The sequence below is a fragment of the Arthrobacter sp. Rue61a genome (assembly GCF_000294695.2).
In the GTDB taxonomy this organism is placed as follows: domain Bacteria; phylum Actinomycetota; class Actinomycetes; order Actinomycetales; family Micrococcaceae; genus Arthrobacter; species Arthrobacter aurescens_A.
This window is the reverse complement of record NC_018531.1, coordinates 1677238-1700395: the sequence shown is the minus strand read 5'-3', so window position 1 is coordinate 1700395 and position 23158 is coordinate 1677238. Positions and strand designations below refer to the sequence as shown.

Annotated in this window: 15 protein-coding genes and 2 rRNA genes; 3 read left to right on the top strand and 14 right to left on the bottom strand. The window is 62.2% G+C overall.

Annotation, left to right across the window (positions count from 1 at the left end; translation table 11 throughout):
* Window positions 1–32: 32 nt before the first annotated feature.
* Window positions 33–3175, bottom strand: a 23S ribosomal RNA gene (locus tag ARUE_RS07800).
* 576 nt (window positions 3176–3751) lie between these two features.
* A 16S ribosomal RNA gene (locus ARUE_RS07795) occupies window positions 3752–5274 on the bottom strand.
* Together the 16S and 23S rRNA genes form the textbook arrangement of a ribosomal RNA operon.
* Before the next feature lie 696 nt (window positions 5275–5970).
* On the opposite strand from ARUE_RS07795, the gene ARUE_RS24080 reads away from it, so the two are divergent.
* The gene (locus ARUE_RS24080) at window positions 5971–6189 is read left to right on the top strand and encodes a hypothetical protein (protein ID WP_014921326.1); all 219 of its coding nucleotides are present in this window, start codon (window positions 5971–5973) and stop codon (window positions 6187–6189) included.
* Between the two features lie 73 nt (window positions 6190–6262).
* Here ARUE_RS24080 and tyrS read toward each other — a convergent pair whose 3' ends face one another.
* The 3 genes from tyrS to ARUE_RS07775 all read right to left on the bottom strand — a co-directional run bounded on the left by tyrS (window position 6263) and on the right by ARUE_RS07775 (window position 10636).
* Window positions 6263–7573: a tyrosine--tRNA ligase gene (gene tyrS, locus ARUE_RS07785; RefSeq protein ID WP_014921325.1), complete on the bottom strand. Its 1311-nt coding sequence runs from the start codon at window positions 7571–7573 to the stop codon at window positions 6263–6265.
* Window positions 7574–7610: 37 nt separating this feature from the next.
* Window positions 7611–9839 (bottom strand): ATP-binding domain-containing protein, encoded by a 2229-nt coding sequence (locus tag ARUE_RS07780; RefSeq protein ID WP_011774353.1) that lies wholly within the window; start codon window positions 9837–9839, stop codon window positions 7611–7613.
* A gap of 131 nt (window positions 9840–9970) precedes the next feature.
* Window positions 9971–10636: a DNA-3-methyladenine glycosylase gene (locus tag ARUE_RS07775; RefSeq protein WP_014921324.1), complete on the bottom strand. Its 666-nt coding sequence runs from the start codon at window positions 10634–10636 to the stop codon at window positions 9971–9973.
* A gap of 83 nt (window positions 10637–10719) precedes the next feature.
* Here ARUE_RS07775 and ARUE_RS07770 point away from each other — a divergent pair, with 83 nt between their 5' ends.
* A complete protein-coding gene (locus ARUE_RS07770; protein ID WP_014921323.1) occupies window positions 10720–12279 on the top strand; it encodes an AlkA N-terminal domain-containing protein in 1560 nt (519 codons plus the stop codon).
* A gap of 47 nt (window positions 12280–12326) precedes the next feature.
* On the opposite strand, the gene ARUE_RS07765 is transcribed toward ARUE_RS07770, so the two are convergent.
* From ARUE_RS07765 to argC, 9 genes are all read right to left on the bottom strand, one after another.
* Window positions 12327–13064, bottom strand: coding sequence for a maleylpyruvate isomerase family mycothiol-dependent enzyme (locus ARUE_RS07765; protein WP_014921322.1), 738 nt, complete (start codon window positions 13062–13064; stop codon window positions 12327–12329).
* An 82-nt stretch (window positions 13065–13146) separates the two neighbouring features.
* Window positions 13147–14622 carry an argininosuccinate lyase gene (argH, locus tag ARUE_RS07760; RefSeq protein ID WP_014921321.1) on the bottom strand — a complete coding sequence of 492 codons (1476 nt, stop codon included), beginning with the start codon at window positions 14620–14622 and terminating at the stop codon, window positions 13147–13149.
* On the bottom strand, window positions 14619–15824 hold the full coding sequence (locus tag ARUE_RS07755; protein ID WP_011774348.1) for an argininosuccinate synthase: 1206 nt from the start codon (window positions 15822–15824) through the stop codon (window positions 14619–14621). Before ARUE_RS07755 ends, argH begins: the two co-directional genes overlap by 4 nt.
* A gap of 71 nt (window positions 15825–15895) precedes the next feature.
* Window positions 15896–16432, bottom strand: coding sequence for an arginine repressor (locus ARUE_RS07750; RefSeq protein ID WP_011774347.1), 537 nt, complete (start codon window positions 16430–16432; stop codon window positions 15896–15898).
* Complete coding sequence (gene argF / locus ARUE_RS07745) at window positions 16432–17439, bottom strand: ornithine carbamoyltransferase (RefSeq protein WP_014921320.1); 1008 nt, start codon at window positions 17437–17439, stop codon at window positions 16432–16434. Before argF ends, ARUE_RS07750 begins: the two co-directional genes overlap by 1 nt.
* Window positions 17436–18713: an acetylornithine transaminase gene (locus tag ARUE_RS07740; protein ID WP_014921319.1), complete on the bottom strand. Its 1278-nt coding sequence runs from the start codon at window positions 18711–18713 to the stop codon at window positions 17436–17438. Before ARUE_RS07740 ends, argF begins: the two co-directional genes overlap by 4 nt.
* Window positions 18710–19654 carry an acetylglutamate kinase gene (gene argB / locus ARUE_RS07735; RefSeq protein WP_043470013.1) on the bottom strand — a complete coding sequence of 315 codons (945 nt, stop codon included), beginning with the start codon at window positions 19652–19654 and terminating at the stop codon, window positions 18710–18712. The genes ARUE_RS07740 and argB overlap by 4 nt, the downstream gene beginning before the upstream one ends.
* 10 nt (window positions 19655–19664) lie before the next feature.
* Window positions 19665–20831, bottom strand: coding sequence for a bifunctional glutamate N-acetyltransferase/amino-acid acetyltransferase ArgJ (gene argJ / locus ARUE_RS07730; RefSeq protein ID WP_011774343.1), 1167 nt, complete (start codon window positions 20829–20831; stop codon window positions 19665–19667).
* Window positions 20828–21859 (bottom strand): N-acetyl-gamma-glutamyl-phosphate reductase, encoded by a 1032-nt coding sequence (argC, locus tag ARUE_RS07725; RefSeq protein ID WP_011774342.1) that lies wholly within the window; start codon window positions 21857–21859, stop codon window positions 20828–20830. The genes argJ and argC overlap by 4 nt, the downstream gene beginning before the upstream one ends.
* Before the next feature lie 167 nt (window positions 21860–22026).
* Here argC and ARUE_RS07720 point away from each other — a divergent pair, with 167 nt between their 5' ends.
* Window positions 22027–23115: a fatty acid desaturase family protein gene (locus tag ARUE_RS07720; RefSeq protein WP_014921318.1), complete on the top strand. Its 1089-nt coding sequence runs from the start codon at window positions 22027–22029 to the stop codon at window positions 23113–23115.
* The last annotated feature ends 43 nt before the right edge of the window (window positions 23116–23158 follow it).

The window sequence follows — 23158 nt, the reverse complement described above, 5'->3', positions numbered from 1 at the left end:
GAACCACATAGTGGACGCGTGCAGTGTGTTGTGTGGTGTAAGTTGTTGGCCTATTAGTACCGGTCAGCTTCACGAGTCTTTAGTCCTCGCTTCCACATCCGGCCTATCAACCCAGTGGTCTGGCTGGGGGCCTCTCACACATAATGTGTATGGAAATCTCATCTTGAAGCGAGCTTCCCGCTTAGATGCTTTCAGCGGTTATCCCATCCGAACGTAGCTAATCAGCGATGCACTTGGCAGTACAACTGACACACCAGAGGTTCGTCCGTCCCGGTCCTCTCGTACTAAGGACAGCCCTTCTCAAATTTCCTGCGCGCGCAGCGGATAGGGACCGAACTGTCTCACGACGTTCTAAACCCAGCTCGCGTACCGCTTTAATGGGCGAACAGCCCAACCCTTGGGACCTACTCCAGCCCCAGGATGCGACGAGCCGACATCGAGGTGCCAAACCATGCCGTCGATATGGACTCTTGGGCAAGATCAGCCTGTTATCCCCGACCTTTTTGGGGTCCGTTGAGCGACGGCCATTCCACAATGTACCGCCGGATCACTAGTCCCGACTTTCGTCCCTGCTTGAGATGTCTCTCTCACAGTCAAGCTCCCTTGTGCACTTACACTCGACACCTGATTGCCAACCAGGCTGAGGGAACCTTTGGGCGCCTCCGTTACTTTTTAGGAGGCAACCGCCCCAGTTAAACTACCCATCAGGCACTGTCCCTGACCCGGATCACGGGCCGAAGTTAGATGTCCAAAGTGACCAGAGTGGTATTTCAACGATGACTCCACCCGAACTGGCGTCCGGGTTTCAACGTCTCCCACCTATCCTACACAAGCCACTCCGAACACCAATACCAAACTATAGTAAAGGTCTCGGGGTCTTTCCGTCCTGCTGCGCGTAACGAGCATCTTTACTCGTACTGCAATTTCGCCGAGTTTATGGTTGAGACAGCGGGGAAGTCGTTACTCCATTCGTGCAGGTCGGAACTTACCCGACAAGGAATTTCGCTACCTTAGGATGGTTATAGTTACCACCGCCGTTTACTGGGGCTTAAATTCTCAGCTTCGCCCGTAAGGGCTAACCGGTCCTCTTAACCTTCCAGCACCGGGCAGGAGTCAGTCCGTATACATCGTCTTGCGACTTCGCACGGACCTGTGTTTTTAGTAAACAGTCGCTTCCCCCTGGTCTCTGCGGCCCACACCCGCTCACGGAGAGCAAGTCTCCATCACGGGGCAGGCCCCCCTTCTCCCGAAGTTACGGGGGCATTTTGCCGAGTTCCTTAACCATAATTCTCTCGATCGCCTTGGTATTCTCTACCTGATCACCTGTGTCGGTTTGGGGTACGGGCGGCTAAAACCTCGCGTCGATGCTTTTCTTGGCAGCATAGGATCACCGGATCCCCCCGAACGGGGGTCCCATCAGATCTCAGGATCGTGCTCGAAGCACACAGGAACGGATTTGCCTATCCCTGACCCTACATCCTTAGACCGGGGCAACCATCGCCCGGCCCGGCTACCTTCCTGCGTCACACCTGTTAATACGCTTACCTCCCGGGATCAGGTCCCGCGCTCGGCCAAAACCCACAACACCACAAGGGTGAGCGGGCAGGCTCCGGGCGGTTAGTATCCCCCGCTTGGCATGGGCGGTTTTTCGCCGGTACGGGAATATCAACCCGTTGTCCATCGACTACGCCTGTCGGCCTCGCCTTAGGTCCCGACTTACCCAGGGCAGATTAGCTTGACCCTGGAACCCTTGATCATTCGGCGGACGGGTTTCTCACCCGTCTTTCGCTACTCATGCCTGCATTCTCACTCGTGTAGGCTCCACCGCTGGTTTCCACCGCGACTTCACTGCCCACACGACGCTCCCCTACCACTCCACACCCCTGAACCACGAAGGCTAGGGCATTATGTGAAATCCACAACTTCGGCGGTGTACTTGAGCCCCGCTACATTGTCGGCGCGGAATCACTTGACCAGTGAGCTATTACGCACTCTTTCAAGGATGGCTGCTTCTAAGCCAACCTCCTGGTTGTCTTCGCAACTCCACATCCTTTCCCACTTAGCACACGCTTAGGGGCCTTAGTTGGTGGTCTGGGCTGTTTCCCTCTCGACTATGAAGCTTATCCCCCACAGTCTCACTGCTGCGCTCTGACTTACCGGCATTCGGAGTTTGGCTGACGTCAGTAACCTTGTAGGGCCCATCGGCCATCCAGTAGCTCTACCTCCGGCAAGAAACACGCAACGCTGCACCTAAATGCATTTCGGGGAGAACCAGCTATCACGGAGTTTGATTGGCCTTTCACCCCTACCCACAGCTCATCCCCTCCATTTTCAACTGAAGTGGGTTCGGTCCTCCACGACGTCTTACCGTCGCTTCAACCTGGCCATGGGTAGATCACTCCGCTTCGGGTCTAGATCACGCCACTACACTCGCCCTATTCAGACTCGCTTTCGCTACGGCTACCCCACACGGGTTAACCTCGCGACGTAACACTAACTCGCAGGCTCATTCTTCAAAAGGCACGCCGTCACCAGAATCAGACTGGCTCCGACGGATTGTAAGCACACGGTTTCAGGTACTGTTTCACTCCCCTCCCGGGGTACTTTTCACCTTTCCCTCACGGTACTGGTCCGCTATCGGTCATTAGGAAGTATTTAGGCTTATCAGGTGGTCCTGACAGATTCGCACGGGATTTCTCGGGCCCCGTGCTACTTGGGATACTCCCCAGGCCGTGCACAACATTACGGTTACGGGGCTCACACCCTCTCTGGCCGGCCTTTCAAGACCGTTCACCTATGCCTGCACCTCACCTCACTGGTCCGGCAGAACCAGAACGGAAAGTCCCACAACCCCGCCCATGCAACGCCCGCCGGCTATCACACATGGAAACGGTTTAGCCTGATCCGCGTTCGCTCGCCACTACTAACGGAATCACTATTGTTTTCTCTTCCTGCGGGTACTGAGATGTTTCACTTCCCCGCGTTCCCCCCACGCACCCTATGTGTTCAGATGCGGGTCACACAATCACCTTGCAGCGTTGTGCGGGGTTTCCCCATTCGGACATCCTGGGATCAACGCTCGGTTATCAACTCCCCCAGGCTTATCGCAGATTCCTACGTCCTTCTTCGGCTCCTAATGCCAAGGCATCCACCGTGTGCCCTTAAAAACTTGACCACACACAGACCGGACTCTCATCCGATCATGCATCATCTATTCGAGAGAACCATGACCACAAGGGCCAGGTTCATTCATAAGAAATTGCTGTAAGAACACACACACCAACCCCAAAAAAGGGATCAGCCACGTGTGTGTTCTAGATGCTCGCGTCCACTATGTAGTTCTCAAACAACAACCCCGTCAACCAGACCACCACCCACCACAACCCACACCACAGCGGGGCCGTGCACGATGAACAGTGCTACCGGAAGCAGGAACAAAAGAAACACCAGAAGATGCCCCCATGCATTGCTGCAAAAAGGTCCTGTTGCCTCAGGACCCAACAGTGCGCCAAACACAACCCCACACACCCGCACCCCGGCAGCGTTCCAAACAACACCACACCCACAAGGGGCACAGGTTGCCGTACTGGCACCAGGACACAACCGGTGAAGGCCATGCCAAACAAGTTTGATTCGTTGATATTCCACCCATGAGCACCCACCGCAGAACAGACGCCTGCGCAATGGGCAACACTGACAACCACCACCACACCCATGCAGGCGCAGCAACCAGTTGTTAGCAGCTCCTTAGAAAGGAGGTGATCCAGCCGCACCTTCCGGTACGGCTACCTTGTTACGACTTAGTCCCAATCGCCGGTCCCACCTTCGACGGCTCCCCCCACAAGGGTTAGGCCACCGGCTTCGGGTGTTACCAACTTTCGTGACTTGACGGGCGGTGTGTACAAGGCCCGGGAACGTATTCACCGCAGCGTTGCTGATCTGCGATTACTAGCGACTCCGACTTCATGGGGTCGAGTTGCAGACCCCAATCCGAACTGAGACCGGCTTTTTGGGATTAGCTCCACCTCACAGTATCGCAACCCTTTGTACCGGCCATTGTAGCATGCGTGAAGCCCAAGACATAAGGGGCATGATGATTTGACGTCGTCCCCACCTTCCTCCGAGTTGACCCCGGCAGTCTCCTATGAGTCCCCGCCATAACGCGCTGGCAACATAGAACGAGGGTTGCGCTCGTTGCGGGACTTAACCCAACATCTCACGACACGAGCTGACGACAACCATGCACCACCTGTAAACCGACCGCAAGCGGGGCACCTGTTTCCAGGTCTTTCCGGTTCATGTCAAGCCTTGGTAAGGTTCTTCGCGTTGCATCGAATTAATCCGCATGCTCCGCCGCTTGTGCGGGCCCCCGTCAATTCCTTTGAGTTTTAGCCTTGCGGCCGTACTCCCCAGGCGGGGCACTTAATGCGTTAGCTACGGCGCGGAAAACGTGGAATGTCCCCCACACCTAGTGCCCAACGTTTACGGCATGGACTACCAGGGTATCTAATCCTGTTCGCTCCCCATGCTTTCGCTCCTCAGCGTCAGTTACAGCCCAGAGACCTGCCTTCGCCATCGGTGTTCCTCCTGATATCTGCGCATTTCACCGCTACACCAGGAATTCCAGTCTCCCCTACTGCACTCTAGTCTGCCCGTACCCACTGCAGAACCGGAGTTGAGCCCCGGTCTTTCACAGCAGACGCGACAAACCGCCTACGAGCTCTTTACGCCCAATAATTCCGGATAACGCTTGCGCCCTACGTATTACCGCGGCTGCTGGCACGTAGTTAGCCGGCGCTTCTTCTGCAGGTACCGTCACTTTCGCTTCTTCCCTACTGAAAGAGGTTTACAACCCGAAGGCCGTCATCCCTCACGCGGCGTCGCTGCATCAGGCTTGCGCCCATTGTGCAATATTCCCCACTGCTGCCTCCCGTAGGAGTCTGGGCCGTGTCTCAGTCCCAGTGTGGCCGGTCACCCTCTCAGGCCGGCTACCCGTCGTCGCCTTGGTAGGCCATTACCCCACCAACAAGCTGATAGGCCGCGAGTCCATCCAAAACCACAAAAGCTTTCCACCACCATGACATGCGCCAGATGGTCGTATCCGGTATTAGACCCAGTTTCCCAGGCTTATCCCAGAGTCAAGGGCAGGTTACTCACGTGTTACTCACCCGTTCGCCACTAATCCCCCCAGCAAGCCAGGGATCATCGTTCGACTTGCATGTGTTAAGCACGCCGCCAGCGTTCATCCTGAGCCAGGATCAAACTCTCCGTTGAAGAAAAACAAATCAAACAGACACAACCACACCCACCGGAAATAACGGCGAACACGGCTGCACAAAATTCGAAACCAGCTGAAAACCAGACCACCACACACGGGGGTGCATGACAATCCGGCATAAATTCAACCAATTGATAAAACAATCGGTATCAACAAACTTGGCACACTATTGAGTTCTCAAACAACAGACACTAACCGGCACCACCAAAACCCCCACACAGGGGCCCAGGATCGCTCCGGAGCAACTTTTCAAACTTACCCGAACCAGCCGCACAAAGCAAACCAGCCACAGGCCTCCCCCACCAACCAGAAAGCACACAAAAGCACAACCGGAACCGGTGATTTGAAGGGAGATTGTCGCTAACTTTCCGCATCAGCGGCGGCGACTCGAATAACTTTACACGCGCCCAACCCCCACACCAAATCCACCCCAACACCACCCAAAAACCCCGCAAACACAAGGAAAACAACCCCACCCAACCCCAAAACACCCACCAAACCACCAAAACACCACCCCGTGAAGCCCATCACACCACCCAACCCCCACCCCAAGACCACCAAAACCCCAAACCCAACCACCGCCGTCGAACACCCCACCAACCCGAGGGACCTGAGAGAGCGTCGGCTCCAAACCCGAGGGATGTGAGAGAGCGACGGCTCCAAACCCGAGGGATGTGAGAGAGCGTCGGAAGGTGGCGGCGGTTATCCGGCAGCGCGCGTCCAAGCGACGAAGGAGCGAGCGCGCCGAGGATGACCACCGCCTCCGCGCCAACCACACCCTCCGCACCAACCACCGCCTCCGCGCCAACCACACCCTCCGCGCCAACCACACCCTCCGCGCCAACCACCGCTTCCGCGCCGTCCACACCAGCCCACCATCCAGCCACGCCACCCAACGCCGGCAAGAGTAAGCACGCTTAAACGCAAAAAGGGCCGGCAGCCATAACGGTTGCCGACCCTTTCAGGGCTGGATAACTAAACTACTTAGGCCGAGACCTCGATGGTTGCCAGGTTCTTCTTGCCCCGGCGGAGGAGCAAGTACCGGCCATGCAGCAGTTCCTCGCGGGCAATGACAGCGTCGGGATCGGACACCTTGGTGTTGTTCACGTAGGCACCGCCCTCGCCGACGGTCCGGCGGGCGGCCGACTTGCTGTCCGACAGACCCGAAGCAACCAGGAGGTCGATGATGCCGAGGCCGTCGGCCCCAATCGTCGCGGAGGGAAGTTCCGCCGTGGCAGCTTCAAGGGTCCGCTCATCCAGTACGGTGAGGTCCCCGTTGCCGAACAGCGCAGCCGAAGCAGCGATGACTTTCTCGGTCGCGTCTACGCCATGCACCAAGGAGGTCACCTCGAAGGCAAGCTTCTTCTGGCCTTCGCGGGCAAACGGGCGCTCCTCCACAGCCTGGCCAAGTGCCTCGATCTCGGCACGGCTCAGGAATGTGAATACCTTAAGCCGGTCAACCACATCAGCATCGGCGGTGTTCAGCCAGAACTGGTAGAAGGTGTACGGGCTGCACATGTCCGGGTCCAGCCAAATGGCGTTGCCTTCGCTCTTGCCGAACTTGGTGCCGTCGGAGTTGGTGATGAGCGGCGTGCCGAGGGCGTGGACACTCTTGCCTTCTACCTTACGGATGAGTTCGGTTCCGCTGGTGAGGTTGCCCCACTGGTCCGAGCCGCCCGTCTGCAACGCGCAGCCGTAGTCGCGGAAAAGCTGGAGGTAGTCCATTCCCTGCAGGATCTGGTAGCTGAACTCGGTGTAGCTGATACCTTCGTCCGAGCTGAGGCGCGACGCTACGGCATCCTTGCGCAGCATGGTGCCAACACGGAAGTGCTTGCCGATCTCGCGAAGGAAGTCGATGGCACTCAAAGGCGCCGTCCAGTCCAGGTTGTTGACCATGCGGGCAGGGTTTTCGCCCTCGAAGCTGAGGAAACGGCGCACCTGGCCCTGAAGGTAGCCGACCCACTCCGCGACGGTGTCCTTGGTGTTCAAAGTACGTTCCGCCGTCGGGCGGGGGTCACCGATCAAGCCGGTGGAACCGCCCACCAAACCGAGCGGCTTGTGGCCGGCCAGCTGCAGGCGGCGCATCACCAGCAACTGCACAAGGTTGCCCAGGTGCAGCGACGGCGCGGTGGGATCGAAGCCACAGTAATACGTGATCGGGTCCCCGGCGAGCAGCTTTTCCAGTTCCGTTTCATCAGTGGAAACGTGGACAAGGCCGCGCCATTTGAGCTCCTGCCAGACGTTGGCAAAGGCGGGATCGTTGTGCTGGGACTCGAGGTTGTTTACGTGTGACACGAGATCTAAGTTAGCAGGATTGCAGGGTCCGTTTTTCCTACCGTTCGATACCGGCGGGTACCGGTGCGGCTGCGATGAGGCGCAGACGCTGGGTGGCCCGGGTCATGGCAACGTAGAGGTCACCCACCTTGCCGTGCTCGTGATTCAACATGGCAGCCGGTTCCAGCACCACCACACCGTCGAATTCCAGTCCCTTGGCTTCCTTGGGGCTGATCACCACGATGTCCTGCTGGTAGCTGCCCGCCCCGGATCCGATGCGACGCCCGTAGACTTCCCGCAACGCGGCTGTGGCCTGAGGCAGCAAGGGACCGTCGGCAATGACAGCCAGCAGGCCGCCGTCGATCGCTTCGACTTCTTCCGGCAGGACTTCAACCAAGCGCTTCACGATGCCGTCCGCCTCCACGTGGTCCACAATGGGTGACCACTTGCCTTCGCGTACGGCCTTCGGAGCCGAAACAACCAAACCTGCGCGGTTGGCCATGCGGACAGCAGCTTCTGCGATCTGCGACGGCGTGCGGTAGTTGACGGTAAGTTCTTCCAGTGTCCAGCGGTCACCGAACGACGGCGCCAGCGCGCTTTGCCACGAATTGGCACCGGCTGCTGCACTCGTTTGGGCGATATCACCCACGATGGTGAAGGACTTCAGCGGGCAACGCCGTACCAGAAGCCGCCACTGCATGGGCGAGAGTTCCTGGGCCTCGTCAACCACGATGTGGCCGAAGGCCCATGACCGGTCGCTCGTGGCGCGTTCGGCAGCGGTCAGCCGTCCTTCGCGTTCCTGGTTCTGTTCGGCGAGCTCTTCAGCGGTCACCAGGACGTCCACGCCCATCGCTTCCATGTTGGCGAGGGTCTGCTTGGCGTTGGCGAGGTCGCGTGCGCGGTCGGCTTCCTGTTGGGCCAGTCCCCTGCCGGCGGCCGGGTCCAGCTCACCGAGCAATTCTGCAGCCTCATCCAGCAGCGGAACATCTGCTTCCGTCCACGGCGCATCCACCGGACGCTGCAGCAGCGAACGCTGTGCGGGTGTCAGGTGCGGCGTGCAGGCTTCGAGGATGGCAGGCTTGCTGAAGAGCTCGGAAATGAGCTTCTCAGGCGTCATCGGCATCCAGCAAAGGTTGAGCGCGATGCGCACGTCGCGGGCCGACCGTACGTCTTCGGCCAAGTAGGCGCGATCGGCGTTGTTGCCGATGTTGCCCTCTTCTACGAGGTCCGTCAACTGCTCCGTGAGCTCGCGCAGGAGGATCTTGACGAACGTGAGCCGCGCTTCGTTATGCGGCTTGCCTGTTGCGCGGGCTTTTTCCCGGGCACGGCGGACCTGACGTACCGTCAGCGTCAGCTTCCGCGAGTCAACTTCGAGGATACGGTCCTCAGCAGGCGTCCGTTGCCGGTTTGCCACGGCATTTGCCACCACGGTGGCCATGTCCAGCTTGCCCTTGAGGGCGGCGACGTCCGCATTTTCCTCGGGAATGGCGTGAATGCCGGGCATGAGGCGTCCGAGGCTGGCCATGACCACACCGGTCTCGCCGAGCGACGGAAGCACTCGTTCGATGTAGTGCATGAAGGACGACGACGGCCCGACAAGCAGCACACCGGCGCTCTTGAGCCGCTCGCGGTGCGTGTACAACAGGTAGGCGGCACGGTGCAGGGCTACGGCGGTCTTGCCCGTTCCGGGGCCGCCCTGGACTACCAGCGCGCCGGAAATGGAGGAACGGATGATCCGGTCCTGCTCGGACTGGATGGTGCCCACGATGTCCGACATGCGGCCCGTGCGCTTGGAATTCAGCGCAGCGAGCAGCGCGCCTTCGCCCTGGAGCGAGTCGTTGTCCGCAAGCATCCCGGCATCCAGGACGTCGTCTTCTATGGCTTTCACGTCGCGCCCCTGAAGGATCAGGTGACGGCGGCGGCGCACGCCTTGACGGTCGAACGCGGTGGCTTGGTAGAAGTGGCCGGCTTCCGGAGCACGCCAGTCGACCATCAGCCGCTGGAGATCGGCCGTGGACAGCCCGATGCGGCCAATGTACTGCGCCTCACCGGAATCAAGGTCCAGGCGGCCAAAGACCAGGCGGTCGTCGACGGCGTCGAGCTGGGCCAGGCGGTCTTCGTACAGTGCCGCGAACGCGTCACGTTCTGAGACGTTCTGCATGGTTCCCACCGCACCGGCCTTGCGCACCTGCGCCAGCTGGGCGCGCTTTTCGGCGCGCAGCTCATCGAGCCGGGCATACAGCCCGGCAACATATTCCTGCTCATGGACCAAATCAGCGTCGTGCATCGAACCGTAACCCCTATCGCAAAAGACAGACCTACCATTCTACAGCGATTTTGGTAAACGTGGGGGGTACGCGTCATACGGCGGACTGCGTCACACAAAAGTCGAGGTTCGCAAAGCCGCCAGCGCTGAAGTCAGTTGGTGGCGCTCCGGTTCCGCGGCCGTGCTGCCTTGTACCGGGACACCGTAGGATCGTCCTCGATCCAGAAGCGCCACGGGTATTCAGTGCTTCCGCCCGGACCCGCTACGCCCACCCGTGGTCCGCTGGCAACGGCAGGCGCCGGCGTCCTGGGCAACCACAAACTGAACGGTTCCGCGAGCGCGTCACGGCCAGTGTCCGCCGTCGTAAGTCCCAGCGCGGAGGCGAGCCTGGCGGGTCCGCTGGCCAGGTCCTTGTGCGCTTTGGATGCAGGCCGGCGAAGGGCGGCGAGACCCTCCCCCTCGACGATTTCACCGGCACGCAGGAGCAGTGCTGACGCAGCGCCATCGGGACCGCAGACAATGTTGGCGCAGTAGTGCATGCCGTAGGTGAAGTAGACGTACAGGAACCCGGGCGGCCCGAACATGGGCGCATTCCGGGCGGTAGGACCGCCGAAGGTGTGGGAGCCGGGGTCGGGGTGCTCGGAGTCGCGAGGCCCAAGGTAGGACTCAACTTCGGTGAGCCTGACGGAGACCGGACCGGCTTCCGAGTGGTGGGTCAGTACCGCACCGAGTATCAGCGGAGCGATGACACGGGGATCGCCCTCAAGGAACTTGCGCACGTCGGCGGGGCTGCTGACCTCGTTTGGCACGTAACTCATGACCAGACCCTAGCAACAATGCAGCAAACGGCCATGTCCGATTTCCGCTAGCGACTGCTTCGAACGGCTGGCAGGATAAAGCAATGGACTTCTGGCAGCGCTACAGGGCGATCGACGCGCGCGACACCCGCTTTGACGGTCAGTTCTTCACTGCCGTCAGCTCCACCGGCATCTACTGCCGGCCGTCGTGCCCCGCGCGTACGCCCAAGGCTGAGAACGTCACCTTCTACGAAACCTCCGCAGCGGCTCATGAGGCCGGGTATCGCGCCTGCAAGCGATGCCTGCCCGAGGCTGTCCCTGGGACGCCCGCGTGGAACATCCGCTCCGACATCGCCGGCCGAGCGATGAGGCTTATCAACGACGGCGTCATCACGCGCGAGGGCGTCGACGGCCTCGCGACCCGGCTGGGGTACTCCGCTCGACAGCTTAATCGCATCCTCAGCAACGAACTCGGCGCCGGCCCCCTCTCACTGGCACGGGCCAGCAGGGCGCAGACCGCCAGGACGTTGCTGGTTTCCACCGACATGCTCCTTGCCGACGTGGCGTTCGCGTCAGGGTTCAACAGCGTGCGGCAATTCAACGACACCATCGGCGAGGTTTTCGCGATGACCCCGACGGCGGTGCGGGCCACCGGGGCGAAGTCCAGCACCCGCAAAGGTTCCGGGGCAGCGACGCCAGCCCCGGCGGCGCTGACGCTGAACCTTCCTTACAGGGAACCCTTCGATCCGGGCATTTTCGACTTCCTGGCAGTTCGCGCGGTGCCGGGCATCGAAAGAGCAACGACTGACAGTGACGGGAGCCGGACCTATGCCCGCACGCTCCGGCTCCCCCGAGGCAGCGCATCCTTTTCGGTTGCCTACAGCCCCTCAACACCCGGCAAACCGTTGCAACTCACAGCCACGGCCGTGGACCTGCACGACCTCCCGGCACTGTTGAGCCGGGTCCGCAGGCTGTTCGACCTGGACGCCGATCCGCAAGCGGTCGATGGCGCCCTGGCGCCGGATCCGAGGCTTACGGCCAGCGTGGCCGCACTCCCGGGGATGCGCGTGCCGGGGGCTGTGGAGCCCCAGGAACTGCTTATTCGGGCAATGATCGGACAACAGATCACCGTCGCTGCTGCCCGAACTGCCCTTAGCCAGTTGTCTGCGGCCGGATCCGCCGTCGATGGCGCTGCGCCAGACCTTGATCGACTATTTCCTACAGCAGCAGAACTCGCCGAACACGGGCGTGCCTTACTCCGAGGACCACAGCGCCGCATCGATTCCATCGTGGCCGCCGCCGAGGCCATGGCCAGCGGGGAACTGGACTTCGGCTACGGCGACGACCCCGCCAGCCTCGGCCGGAAGCTTCTCCCAATGCCTGGCGTGGGACCGTGGACGGTGGGCTATGTCGCCATGAGGGTACTGGGCGCCCCGGATGTGTTCCTGGCCAATGACGCGGCAGTAAGGAACGGCGTGAAGGCGCTGCCCGTGGGGTTGGGACTCAGCGCAGACTTCAGGGAGGTCAGCCCGTGGCGTTCGTACGCCACCATGCACTTGTGGCGGGCAGCAGCGGTGAAGACCAAGCCCGCGGGAAGTGAGAGAGCGACCAGCTCAAACCCGCGGGAAGTGAGAGAGCGACCACCCCAAACCCGAGGGACGTGAGAGAGCGACCGCCCCAAACCCGAGGGACGTGAGAGAGCGTCCGGGGTTCAGCGGGCGGCGGGCTGGGCCGCGGGCCACGGCAGCAATTCGGGGAGCTCCACACCGTCAGCGGCTGCAGTTGCCCGCAGGCTCCCAAGGCTCGGTTCGCGGCCGGCCAGCCAGGCCGCGATGTCCGTCAGCATGCCGGTAATTGCTATGGATGTGCCTCCGGTGCCGATGCTCAGTTGTGGCAGCCCTGTGGGTTGCAGGACCAGTTTGTAGGTCTCGGGCACACGTGCGGCCAGGAAAGTGATGAGGTGCTCGCAGAAGGGTCGGCTCCAAGTCTCCGGCCCGTAACCCAAACGCAGGTCCGATGCGTGGATGGTGAGTTCGCGCCACAGCGCCAGACCGCCGTCGAGCACTGTTCCGTCTCTGTAGGCGATCCGTGCTTGCCAATCGTCCGGACCCAAGGCGTCGAACGCGGCGATGGCGGACCCCAGCGCGGCGGTGACCGATTCCGTGTGCCGGGCGAGGCTGTGCCCTGCCGCCAGTTCGATGGCCTTCGTACGGCCGTCCATGCCGCCGTGGTACAGTTCCACGGTTTCGCCGCGGCGCGCGTACTCCAGTTGCCGGGCCATGGCGTTGGAAATTCCGGCAAGGTGCGCCAGGACGTGGCCACGGGTCCAGCCTGGAAGTTCTGACGGTTCCGCGACGGAGGATTCGTCCATCTTGGATACGAGGCGGGTGACGGTGTCGGCGGCTTTGTGAAGCTCTGCGGGCAACGTCTCAGGGGTGATCTGAGTCATAGCGCCATGTTAACGCACTGCGGGACGGCACCTCGCGTTGCCCTGCCCGAAGGCATGGCCGCGACGTGCCGTCCCGAGTGGTCTAGCTGGCGTAGGAACGCGCTGCGTCCAGTTCCGCTTGAAGGGCAGCCAGTTGGCGTTCGACGGCGGCTGGTGCCGTTCCGCCCTGAGAGTTGCGGCTGTTGAGCGACCCCTCAGTGCTCAGGACGCTGCGAACCTGGGGAGTCAGGTGCTCCGAGATTGCTGCGTATTCCTCGTCCGTCAGGTCCCACAGCTCCACGCCCCGGCCTTCGGCCTGTTTGACGGCAGCGCCGGACAGCTCGTGGGCTTCACGGAAGGGAACGCCCTGCCGGACGAGCCACTCAGCAATGTCCGTGGCCAACGCGAAGCCTTGGGGAGCCAGTGCTTCCATGCGCTCCGTGTTGAACTTCAGCGTGGCAATCATGCCGGACACGGCCGGAAGCAGCAGCTCCAAGGTGTCGGCGGCGTCGAAGACAGGTTCTTTATCCTCTTGCAGATCGCGGTTGTACGCGAGCGGCAGGCCCTTGAGCGTCGCCAGCAGTCCGGTCAGGTTGCCAATGAGGCGTCCTGCCTTGCCGCGCGCGAGCTCGGCAACGTCCGGGTTCTTCTTCTGCGGCATGATCGAGGACCCTGTGGAGTACGAGTCATGCAGTGTCACGAAGGAGAATTCCTTGGTTGCCCAGAAGATGACTTCCTCGGAAATCCGGGACAGATCCACGCCGATCATGGAGCATACCCAGGCGAACTCGGCGAAGACATCGCGGGAGGCGGTGCCATCAATCGAGTTGTGGACGGCCGAGAAGAAGCCGAGATCAGCGGCGACAGCCTCAGGGTCCAGGCCCAGGGATGAACCGGCCAGCGCACCCGAACCATAGGGCGACACACCGGCACGCTTGTCCCAGTCCTGGAGGCGCTGCACATCGCGCAACAGCGCCCAGGCGTGGGCCAGCAGGTGGTGGCTCAGCAACACCGGCTGCGCGTGCTGCAAATGCGTCCGACCAGGCATCGCTACGCCGTGGTGGGCCTTGGCCTGCTCCACAAGGGCATCGATGGTGGCAAGGACACCGCGGGCGATGATGCGGGCGTGGTCACGCAGGAACATACGGCCCAGCGTGGCCACCTGGTCATTGCGGGAACGGCCCGCACGCAGCTTGCCGCCCAGCTGGGTACCAGCCCGCTCGATCAGGCCACGCTCCAGCGAACCGTGCACGTCCTCGTCGCTCTCAGCCGGGAGGTAGGCGCCGCTGGCGACGTCCTCATCCAACTGGGTGAGGGCGGCAAGCATGCCTTCGAGCTCGGCGTCGTCCAACAGACCGGCCTTGGCCAACACGCGGGCGTGGGCCTTGGAACCGGCGATGTCATAGCGGGCGAGCCGCCAGTCAAAATGGGTGGACTTGCTCAGAGCAGCCAGCGCATCTGCCGGGCCGCCGGCGAACCGGCCGCCCCACAGTGCACCTTCATTTGTCCCTGAACGCTCCCCTACCTCGCTACGCTCGGCCGGGGACCCCTGCGTCCCGGGGCCCTGCTGCGGTGTCACTGCCCTGCGACGCGCAGGTCGCGGCCCGAGGCAACCTTGGAGGACATGCCCCACAGTTCGATGAAGCCGCGTGCCATGGACTGGTCGAAGGTATCGCCGGTGTCGTAGGTAGCGAGGTCGAAGTCGTACAGCGAGGTCTCGGAGCGACGACCGTTGACGACTGCCTGGCCGCCGTGGAGGACCATACGGATGTCACCGGAAACGTACTGCTGGGTGTCCTCGATGAAGGCATCCAGGGAGCGCTTGAGCGGGGAGAACCACTGTCCGTCGTAGACCAGCTCGGCCCAGCGCTGGCCAACAGTTGCCTTGAAGCGGGCCTGCTCACGCTCGATGGTGATGTCCTCGAGGTGCTTGTGGGCGGTGATCAGCGCCATGGCACCCGGGGCTTCGTAGATTTCACGGGACTTGATGCCGACGAGGCGGTCCTCGACGACGTCGATGCGGCCAACGCCCTGCGCGCCTGCACGGCGGTTCAGTTCCTGGATGGCCTGCAGCGGGGTGACCTTGACGCCGTCGATGGCGACCGGAACGCCGGCCTGGAAGGAGATGATGACCTCATCCGGCGCCGGCGGGAATTCCGGGGTGGCGGTGTAATCGTAGATGTCCTTGGTGGGAGCGTTCCAGATGTCCTCGAGATAACCGGTTTCGACGGCGCGTCCCCAGACGTTCTGGTCGATCGAGTACGGGTTCTTCTTGGTGGTCTCGATCGGCAGTCCCTTTTCCTCGGCGAAGGCGATGGCCTTGTCGCGGGTCAGCGCGAGGTCGCGGACCGGTGCAATGCACTTCAGGTCCGGGCCGAGGGTCTGGATGCCAACTTCGAAACGGACCTGGTCGTTGCCCTTGCCGGTGCAGCCGTGGGCAACGGTGGTGGCACCGAATTCGCGGGCAGCCTTCACGAGGTGCTTCACGATGACCGGGCGGGAAATAGCGGAAACCAGCGGATAGTGGCCCTGGTAGAGGGCGTTGGCCTTCAGGGTAGGCATGGCGTACTCGTTGGCGAACTCGTCACGGGCGTCGGCAACGTAGGCTTCGACAGCACCGCAACCGAGGGCGCGCTGGCGGATGGTCTCCAGCGACTCGCCGCCCTGTCCGACGTCGACGGCCACAGCGATGACCTCGGCGCCGGTGGCTTCACCGATCCAGCCGATGGCTACGGAAGTATCAAGGCCACCGGAGTAGGCCAGAACAATGCGCTCAGTCACGAGAGTGCTCCTTTATTGTTGCTTGGTTCATTCGAATCAATGCTGTGTGAATCAATGCTGAAAAAGATCAATTAGTTGCCAGGCCCGGCTTCTTCGGCCATGCGCAGGAAACGCGCTGCCAGTTCTGCCCCGCCATCGGGATCCCGTGCGACCAGCAGCAAAGTGTCGTCGCCTGCGATCGTACCCAATACCGACGGCATCACCGAGTGGTCAACTGCCAAGGCCAGGAAATTGGCTGCTCCCGGCGGGGTGCGGAGTACCACGATGTTGCCCGATGCCTCCGCTGTCACCAGGAGTTCGCCGCAAAGCCGGGTCAGCCGCGCATCCAGGATTTCCTGGGTAACACCGCTCTTGGCGTTGCGGTCCCCACCCTCCCCCGGGACAGCGTAAACAAGTGCGCCTTCCTTGCCCCGGACCCGGACTGCGCCCAGTTCCACGAGGTCGCGGGACAGGGTGGCCTGGGTGACCTGGACGCCGTCGTCCGCCAGCAGGGCTGCAAGCTCTGCTTGTGAACGCACGGACTCACCCGTCAGAATCGCGGTGATACGCGCCTGGCGGGCAGTCTTGGTGGCTGGGCTGGCGCCCGGCACGGACGGGTTGGTGGACACTAGAACGTGCTCTCCCCGGTTCCTTCGACGGGAGAAAGACCGTCCACGAAAGCGAGACCGGAGCGGTGCATTAGCCAGGCCATCAGCGCCTTCTGGGCGTGCAGGCGGTTCTCCGCCTCGTCCCAGACAATCGACTGCGGCCCGTCGATCACTCCGGCGGAAATTTCGTAACCCCGGTAGGCCGGAAGGCAGTGAAGCACAACGGCGTCCGGCGCGGCCTGCGCCATGGCGGCCTCGTCCACGGAGTACTCGCGGAAGAGCTGCAGCCGGGCTTCCTTTTCGGCTTCCTGGCCCATGGAAACCCACGTGTCCGTTGCTACGACGTCGGCGCCCTTGAGCGCTTCGGCTGCATCACTGGTGATGAGCACCGAGCCGCCTGTCTCGGCCGCACGCTCCTCTGCGGCAGCCACGATTTCAGGTGCCGGAAGATAGCCTTCGGGGCCGGAAATGCGCACATGCATTCCGGCAGTAACTCCGGCCAGCAAGTAGGAGTTGGCCATGTTGTTGGCGGCGTCACCCAGGTAGGCCATGCTCAATCCAGCCAGTTCGCCTTTGTGTTCCTTGACGGCCAGGAGGTCGGCCAGGAGCTGGCAGGGGTGGTAGTCATCGCACAGGGCATTGATGACGGGGACCTTGGAGTTTGCCGCCATGGCAACCAGGCCGGAGTGCGCACCTGTCCGCCATACGATGGTGGACACCATGCGCTCCAGGACCTTCGCCGTGTCCTCCACGGATTCCTTGTGGCCGATCTGGGCTTCACCCGGGTTGATGATCAGCGCGTTGCCGCCCATGTCCGCTATGCCGGTGGCGAAGGAAACACGCGTGCGGGTGGAGGTCTTGTCAAAGATCACTGCCACTGTCTTACGGCCGTTACCCTCGGCGGCGAAGGGCTGCATGCTGTACGGCGCGGCCTTCATACGGACGGCGAGTTCCAAAACCTCAGCCTGCTCGGCAGGGCTCAGATCCGTGTCCTTGAGGAAGTGACGGGTGGTGTTGGTAGTAGTCACTGTGCGTCCTTAGCGGTGTTGGCCGTAGCCGTAGCGATCAGGGTGGGTAGAGCGTCCAGGAAACGGTTCGCTTGATCCACGGTCAGGATCAGCGGCGGCGCGAGGCGGATGGTCCTCGGCCCCGGGCTGTTGATGATGAAGCCGGCGTCCAAAGCTGCGGTCACCATCGCGGGTGCGATGTCGGCGTTCACATCGAAGCCGATCAACAGACCCTCGCCACGGACTTCAGTGACGGCCTCGATGGCGGCCAGTCCCTCACGAAGGTGGGCGCCGACAGTCAGCACGTTCTGCAGGACACCTTGGCTTTCGATCGCGTGGAGCGTGGCCAGCGCGGCGGCCGTAGCCACCGGATTCCCGCCGAACGTGGTGCCGTGTTGCCCGGCGCTGAGCAGGGCCGACGTCGTACTTCCGAAGGTAACCAAGGCGCCCACCGGGAAGCCGCCGCCGAGGCCCTTTGCGAGGGTCACGGCGTCGGGAACAATGCCGGCGTCTTCGCTGGCCAACCACTTGCCTGTGCGGCCAATACCGGTCTGGACCTCGTCAAGAATCAACAGCGCACCGGCAGCTGTGGTCACCTCGCGGGCCGCCCGCAGGTATTCGGCGCTGAGCGGCCGGACACCCGCTTCGCCTTGGATCGGTTCCAGGAAGACAGCTGCGGTGGAATCGTCGACGGCGGCACGCAGGGCTTCGATGTCGCCGAAGGGAAGGTGGACCACGCCACCGGGCAGTGGTTCGAACGGCGCACGGTAAGCCTCTTTAGCGGTGAGCGCCAAGGCTCCCATGGTGCGGCCGTGGAAGGCCCCCTCGAGGGCAACGATCTTGGTCCGCTTCCCGTCGGAGTTGTTCCGGCGGGCGAGCTTGAACGCTGCCTCGTTGGCCTCAGTGCCGGAGTTGGCAAAGAAGACCTTGGAACCTGCCGGTGCATTGCTGATGGCCAGGAGCTTCTCGGCCAGTGCGATCTGCGTGGGGCTGGTGAAGAAGTTCGAGACGTGGCCCAGCGTGGCCAGCTGGCTGGAGATGACAGACGTGACGAAGGGGTGGGCATGGCCCAGCGCGTTCACGGCAATCCCGCCCAACAGGTCCAGGTATTCCTTGCCGTCGGCGTCCCACACGAGGCAGCCGGCGCCACGGACCAGGACACGCTGCGGCGTGCCGAAGACGCCCATGAGCGAGGACGAGTAACGGGCAAGCCAGTCAGCGCCTGAGCTCTGGGAAACGAGCGTGGTTGCGGCAGCCTCCGCAGCGATGGCGGTATGGCTCAGTTCGGTGCTCATGCGTTCACTTCCTCGTCGGGTACTACTTGCGTGCCGATACCGGCGGTCGTGAACGTCTCCAGCAGCATCGAGTGCGGCAAGCGGCCGTCCACGATGTGCGCGCGTTCCACGCCTTCATCGATGGCCTTGAGGCAGGCGGCCATTTTTGGAATCATTCCGGACTCTAAGCGAGGCAGCATGTCCCGGAGTTCCGATGCGGTCAGGGAAGAAATCAGAGAGGATTTGTCCGGCCAGTTGGCGTACAGGCCTTCGACGTCGGTCAGGATGACAAGCTTGGTGGCGCCCAGGGCGGAGGCGACGGCTGCAGCTGCAGTGTCCGCGTTGACGTTGAGGACCTGTCCGGTGGTGGGACCGGAACCGTTGCCGTCGTCGAGAATTTCCGGGGCGACCGTTGAGATCACCGGGATGCGGCCGGCGTCGAGAATGTCCTTGATGCCGGCGGGATCCACACCCACCACTTCGCCCACCAGGCCGAGGTCCACCTCTTCGCCGTCAACAACCGTGCCCGTACGAACGGCGCGCAATAGTCCGCCATCTTCGCCTGACATGCCCACGGCGTAGGGACCGTGGGAGTTGATGAGGCCAACAAGCTCGCGTCCAACCTGGCCCGTGAGGACCATGCGGACCACATCCATGGCTTCAGGGGTGGTGACGCGCAAGCCGCCCTTGAACTCGGACTCGATGCCCAGGCGGCTCAGCATGGAGTTGATCTGGGGGCCACCGCCATGGACCACCACGGGGTGGATGCCAACGTGGTGGAGGAACACAATGTCCTCGGCGAAGGCACGACGAAGGTCGTCGTTGACCATAGCGTTGCCGCCGTACTTGATCACCATGGTGGTACCGGCAAAACGCTGGATCCACGGAAGGGCCTCGATCAGGGTGCCGGCCTTGTCCTGGGCGTCACTCATGGAGGTGGTTTCGCGGGTGTGCGCAGTCATAGTCATCCGCTCAGCTCGAGTATGCGCTGTTCTCGTGCACGTAATCGTGCGTGAGGTCGTTGGTCCAAATGGTGGCTTCGGCATCGCCGGCCTGCAGGTCGATTTCGACCAGCACTTCGCGCGGCTCCAGGTCCACCAGGTTGCGGTCATCGCCGATTGCGCCGTTGCGGCAGATCTGCACACCGTTCATTGCCACGTTGAGCTGGTCCGCCTCGAAGACGGCGTCAGTCGTTCCCACGGCCGAGAGCACACGGCCCCAGTTAGGGTCCTTGCCGAAGATGGCGGCTTTGAACAGGTTGGAGCGGGCAACGCTGCGGCTAACGATTTCGGCATCGCGTTCGCTGGCAGCGTTGAACGTCCGGATGGCGATGTCGTGGCTGGCGCCTTCGGCGTCACCGATGAGCTTGCGGGCCAGTTCGGCGCAGACCTGGGTGACCGCTTCGCTCAACTGCTCGGCGGATGGCAACGCCTCGGACGCCCCGGATGCCAGCAGAACCACGGTGTCGTTGGTGGACATGCAGCCGTCCGAGTCTGCCCGGTCAAAGGTGACGCGCGTGGCATCCCGCAGGACGACGTCGAGTTCATCAGCAGGAACCTCGGCGTCGGTAGTGAGGACCACCAGCATCGTGGCGAGGCCCGGAGCCAACATGCCGGCACCCTTGGCAATGCCGCCGACAGTGAACTGCTTGCCCTCGGCGTCGGTGCCGGTGAAGACGGCTTCCTTGGACACACTGTCCGTGGTCATGATCGCCGTGGCTGCGGCGGAGCCGCCATCCTCCGACAGTTCACGGAAGGCAGCGTCCACGCCGGGCAGAATCTTGTCCATGGGCAGCTGCTCACCGATCAGGCCGGTTGAGCACACGACGACGTCGGAAGCTGAGATTCCCAGCACCTCTGCCACTTTCTCGGCGGTGGCGTGGGTGTTCTGGAAGCCCTGGGGACCGGTGCAGGCGTTGGCTCCACCGGAGTTCAGGACCACGGCATCCACACGTCCGTCGCTGACCACCTGGCGTGACCAATGAACCGGCGCAGCAGCCACACGGTTGGAGGTGAAGACCGCGGCGGCGGACTTTTGCGGGCCGTCGTTGACTACCAGAGCAAGGTCCGGTTTGCCCGAGGCCTTGATGCCGGCTTTGATGCCTGCGGCGCGGAATCCCTTGGGGGCGGTAATGGTCACGGTGCAACTCCCTGCAGGTTCAGGCCGGCGGTTTCGTCCAGGCCGAGGGCAATGTTCATGGACTGCACGGCTCCACCGGCGGTCCCCTTGGTGAGGTTGTCGATAGCGCACGTCACGATCACGCGGCCAGTGTGGGCGTCGAAGGCCAACTGCATCACCGCATGATTGGAGCCCTGAACGGACTTGGTGGTGGGCCACTGGCCTTCGGGAAGGAGGTGCACGAACGGTTCGTCGTCGTAAGCGTCTGCCCAGGCTTGGCGAAGCTCCGCGTAGGAAACGCCGTGGCCAACCTTGGCCGTTGCCGTGGTGAGGATGCCGCGACTCATCGGAACCAGCGTGGGCGTGAACGAAACCGTCACCGGCTCACCGGCCGCATTGGACAGTCCCTGTTCGATCTCCGGGGTGTGCCGATGTCCGCCGCCAACACCGTAGGGGCTCATGGAACCCATGACCTCGGCGCCGATCAGGTTGACCTTGGCTGCCTTTCCGGCGCCTGAGGTCCCCGAGGCGGAGACAATCACGACGTCGTCCGTCAAGAGGAGATTGTTGGCGAAACCGGGCGTCAAGGCCAGCAGGGCGGACGTCGGGTAGCACCCGGGAACGGCGATGCGGGTAGCGCCTTTGAGGGCTTCGCGTTGACCGGGGAGCTCAGGGAGGCCATACGGCCAAGTGCCCGCGTGAGCGGAGCCGTAGAACCTTTCCCACGCTGCGGCGTCCTGCAAGCGGTGGTCAGCACCGGCGTCGATCACTACCGTCCCTTCAGGCAACTGTGCAGCGATCTCGGCAGAGGCACCGTGCGGCAGAGCCAGGAACACGACGTCATGCCCGGAAAGGTTCTCCACTGTGGTGTCTTCCAGAATCCGACTGGCCAAACCGTGGAGATGCGGCTGCAACTCCCCTAGTCTGGAACCGGCGTTGCTGTGAGCGGTGATGGCACCGATGGTGACGTTCGGATGGCCAGCCAGCAAGCGCAGCACTTCTCCCCCGGCGTAGCCGCTGGCACCGGAGACGGCAACAGAAATAGTCATACCTACACTGTACAGCAAGAATATTCATGCTGTCCGATATTTATGCATGCAGTTGTGAGCAGTCTCATTATTTTGGAGATTACCCGTATGCTTAGTGAAGGGTGATCCAGACCGTGCAGTCCGAACGTCGGCTGCAGCGTTGCCCGTTAGCGATACGGGGCACATTTATGTCACCCACGTCCACCGCTGAGCGCCCCAAAGCTCGCGCAATTCAACCCAACCCCGTCGTCCAGAGCTACTCCGAGCTCCTCAAGAGCGTCAAAGCCGAAGGACTCCTCGAACGCCGTAGCGGCTTTTACATCTGGGTCTTCGTTGCCTTAGTGCTCCTTATGGCAGGCACCTGGTTGGGGTTCGCCTTGATCGGTGAATCCTGGTACCAGCTGTTGATCGCCGCTGCCGTGGGTATCCTCTGCACGCAGTTGAGCTTCCTGGCCCACGAGGCCGGCCACAAGCAGATCTTCGCCTCACGCCGCGCCAATGACTGGTCCGCCCGTCTCCTGGCCACCGGCGTCGCCGGCATCAGCTACTCCTGGTGGGAGCAGAAGCACGGAGCCCACCACAACCACCCCAACGTCATTTCCAAGGACCCGGACATCCGGAACAACGCCTTGGTCTTCTACGAAGACGCCGCAGCCGAACGTAAGGGCCGCCTCGCTTTCCTCACCAAGAAGCAGGGCTGGTTCTTCTTCCCGCTCCTGACGCTCCTCGGCTTGAGCCTGCAGTTTGACTCCCTTCGCTTCGTCTTCGGCAAGCAGAAAGTACGCCACCGCTGGGTAGAGACGCCCATCCTGGTCACAAGGCTGGCCGCCCTCCCGGTTCTGGCATTCACATTCCTGCCCATCGGCATGGCGTTCGCCTTCCTGGGTGTGCAGATCATGGTCTACGGCTTTTACATGGGGGCCTCGTTCGCCCCGAACCACAAAGGCATGCCCGTCCTTCCCAAGGACAGCCGCGTGGACTTCCTCAACCGCCAGATCCTGACCTCGCGCAATATCTCCGGCGGCATCTTTATGGACTTCCTCCTGGGTGGGCTGAACCGGCAGGTGGAACACCACCTGTTCCCTGACATGGCTCGCCCCCATTTGTACAAGGCCACAAAAATTGTGCGCGAGTTCTGCAGCAAACACTCCATCGCCTACACCGAAACCACGCTCATGCAGTCTTACGGGATCGTGGTCCGGTACCTGAATGACGTGGGCTTGGCCGCAGGCCGCGGCTTCGACTGCCCCGTCGCTTCGACGCACGGACGCCGCTAGGCGTTCGACACCGGAGGCCCCAACCTCCCTAGGATGGATTCTG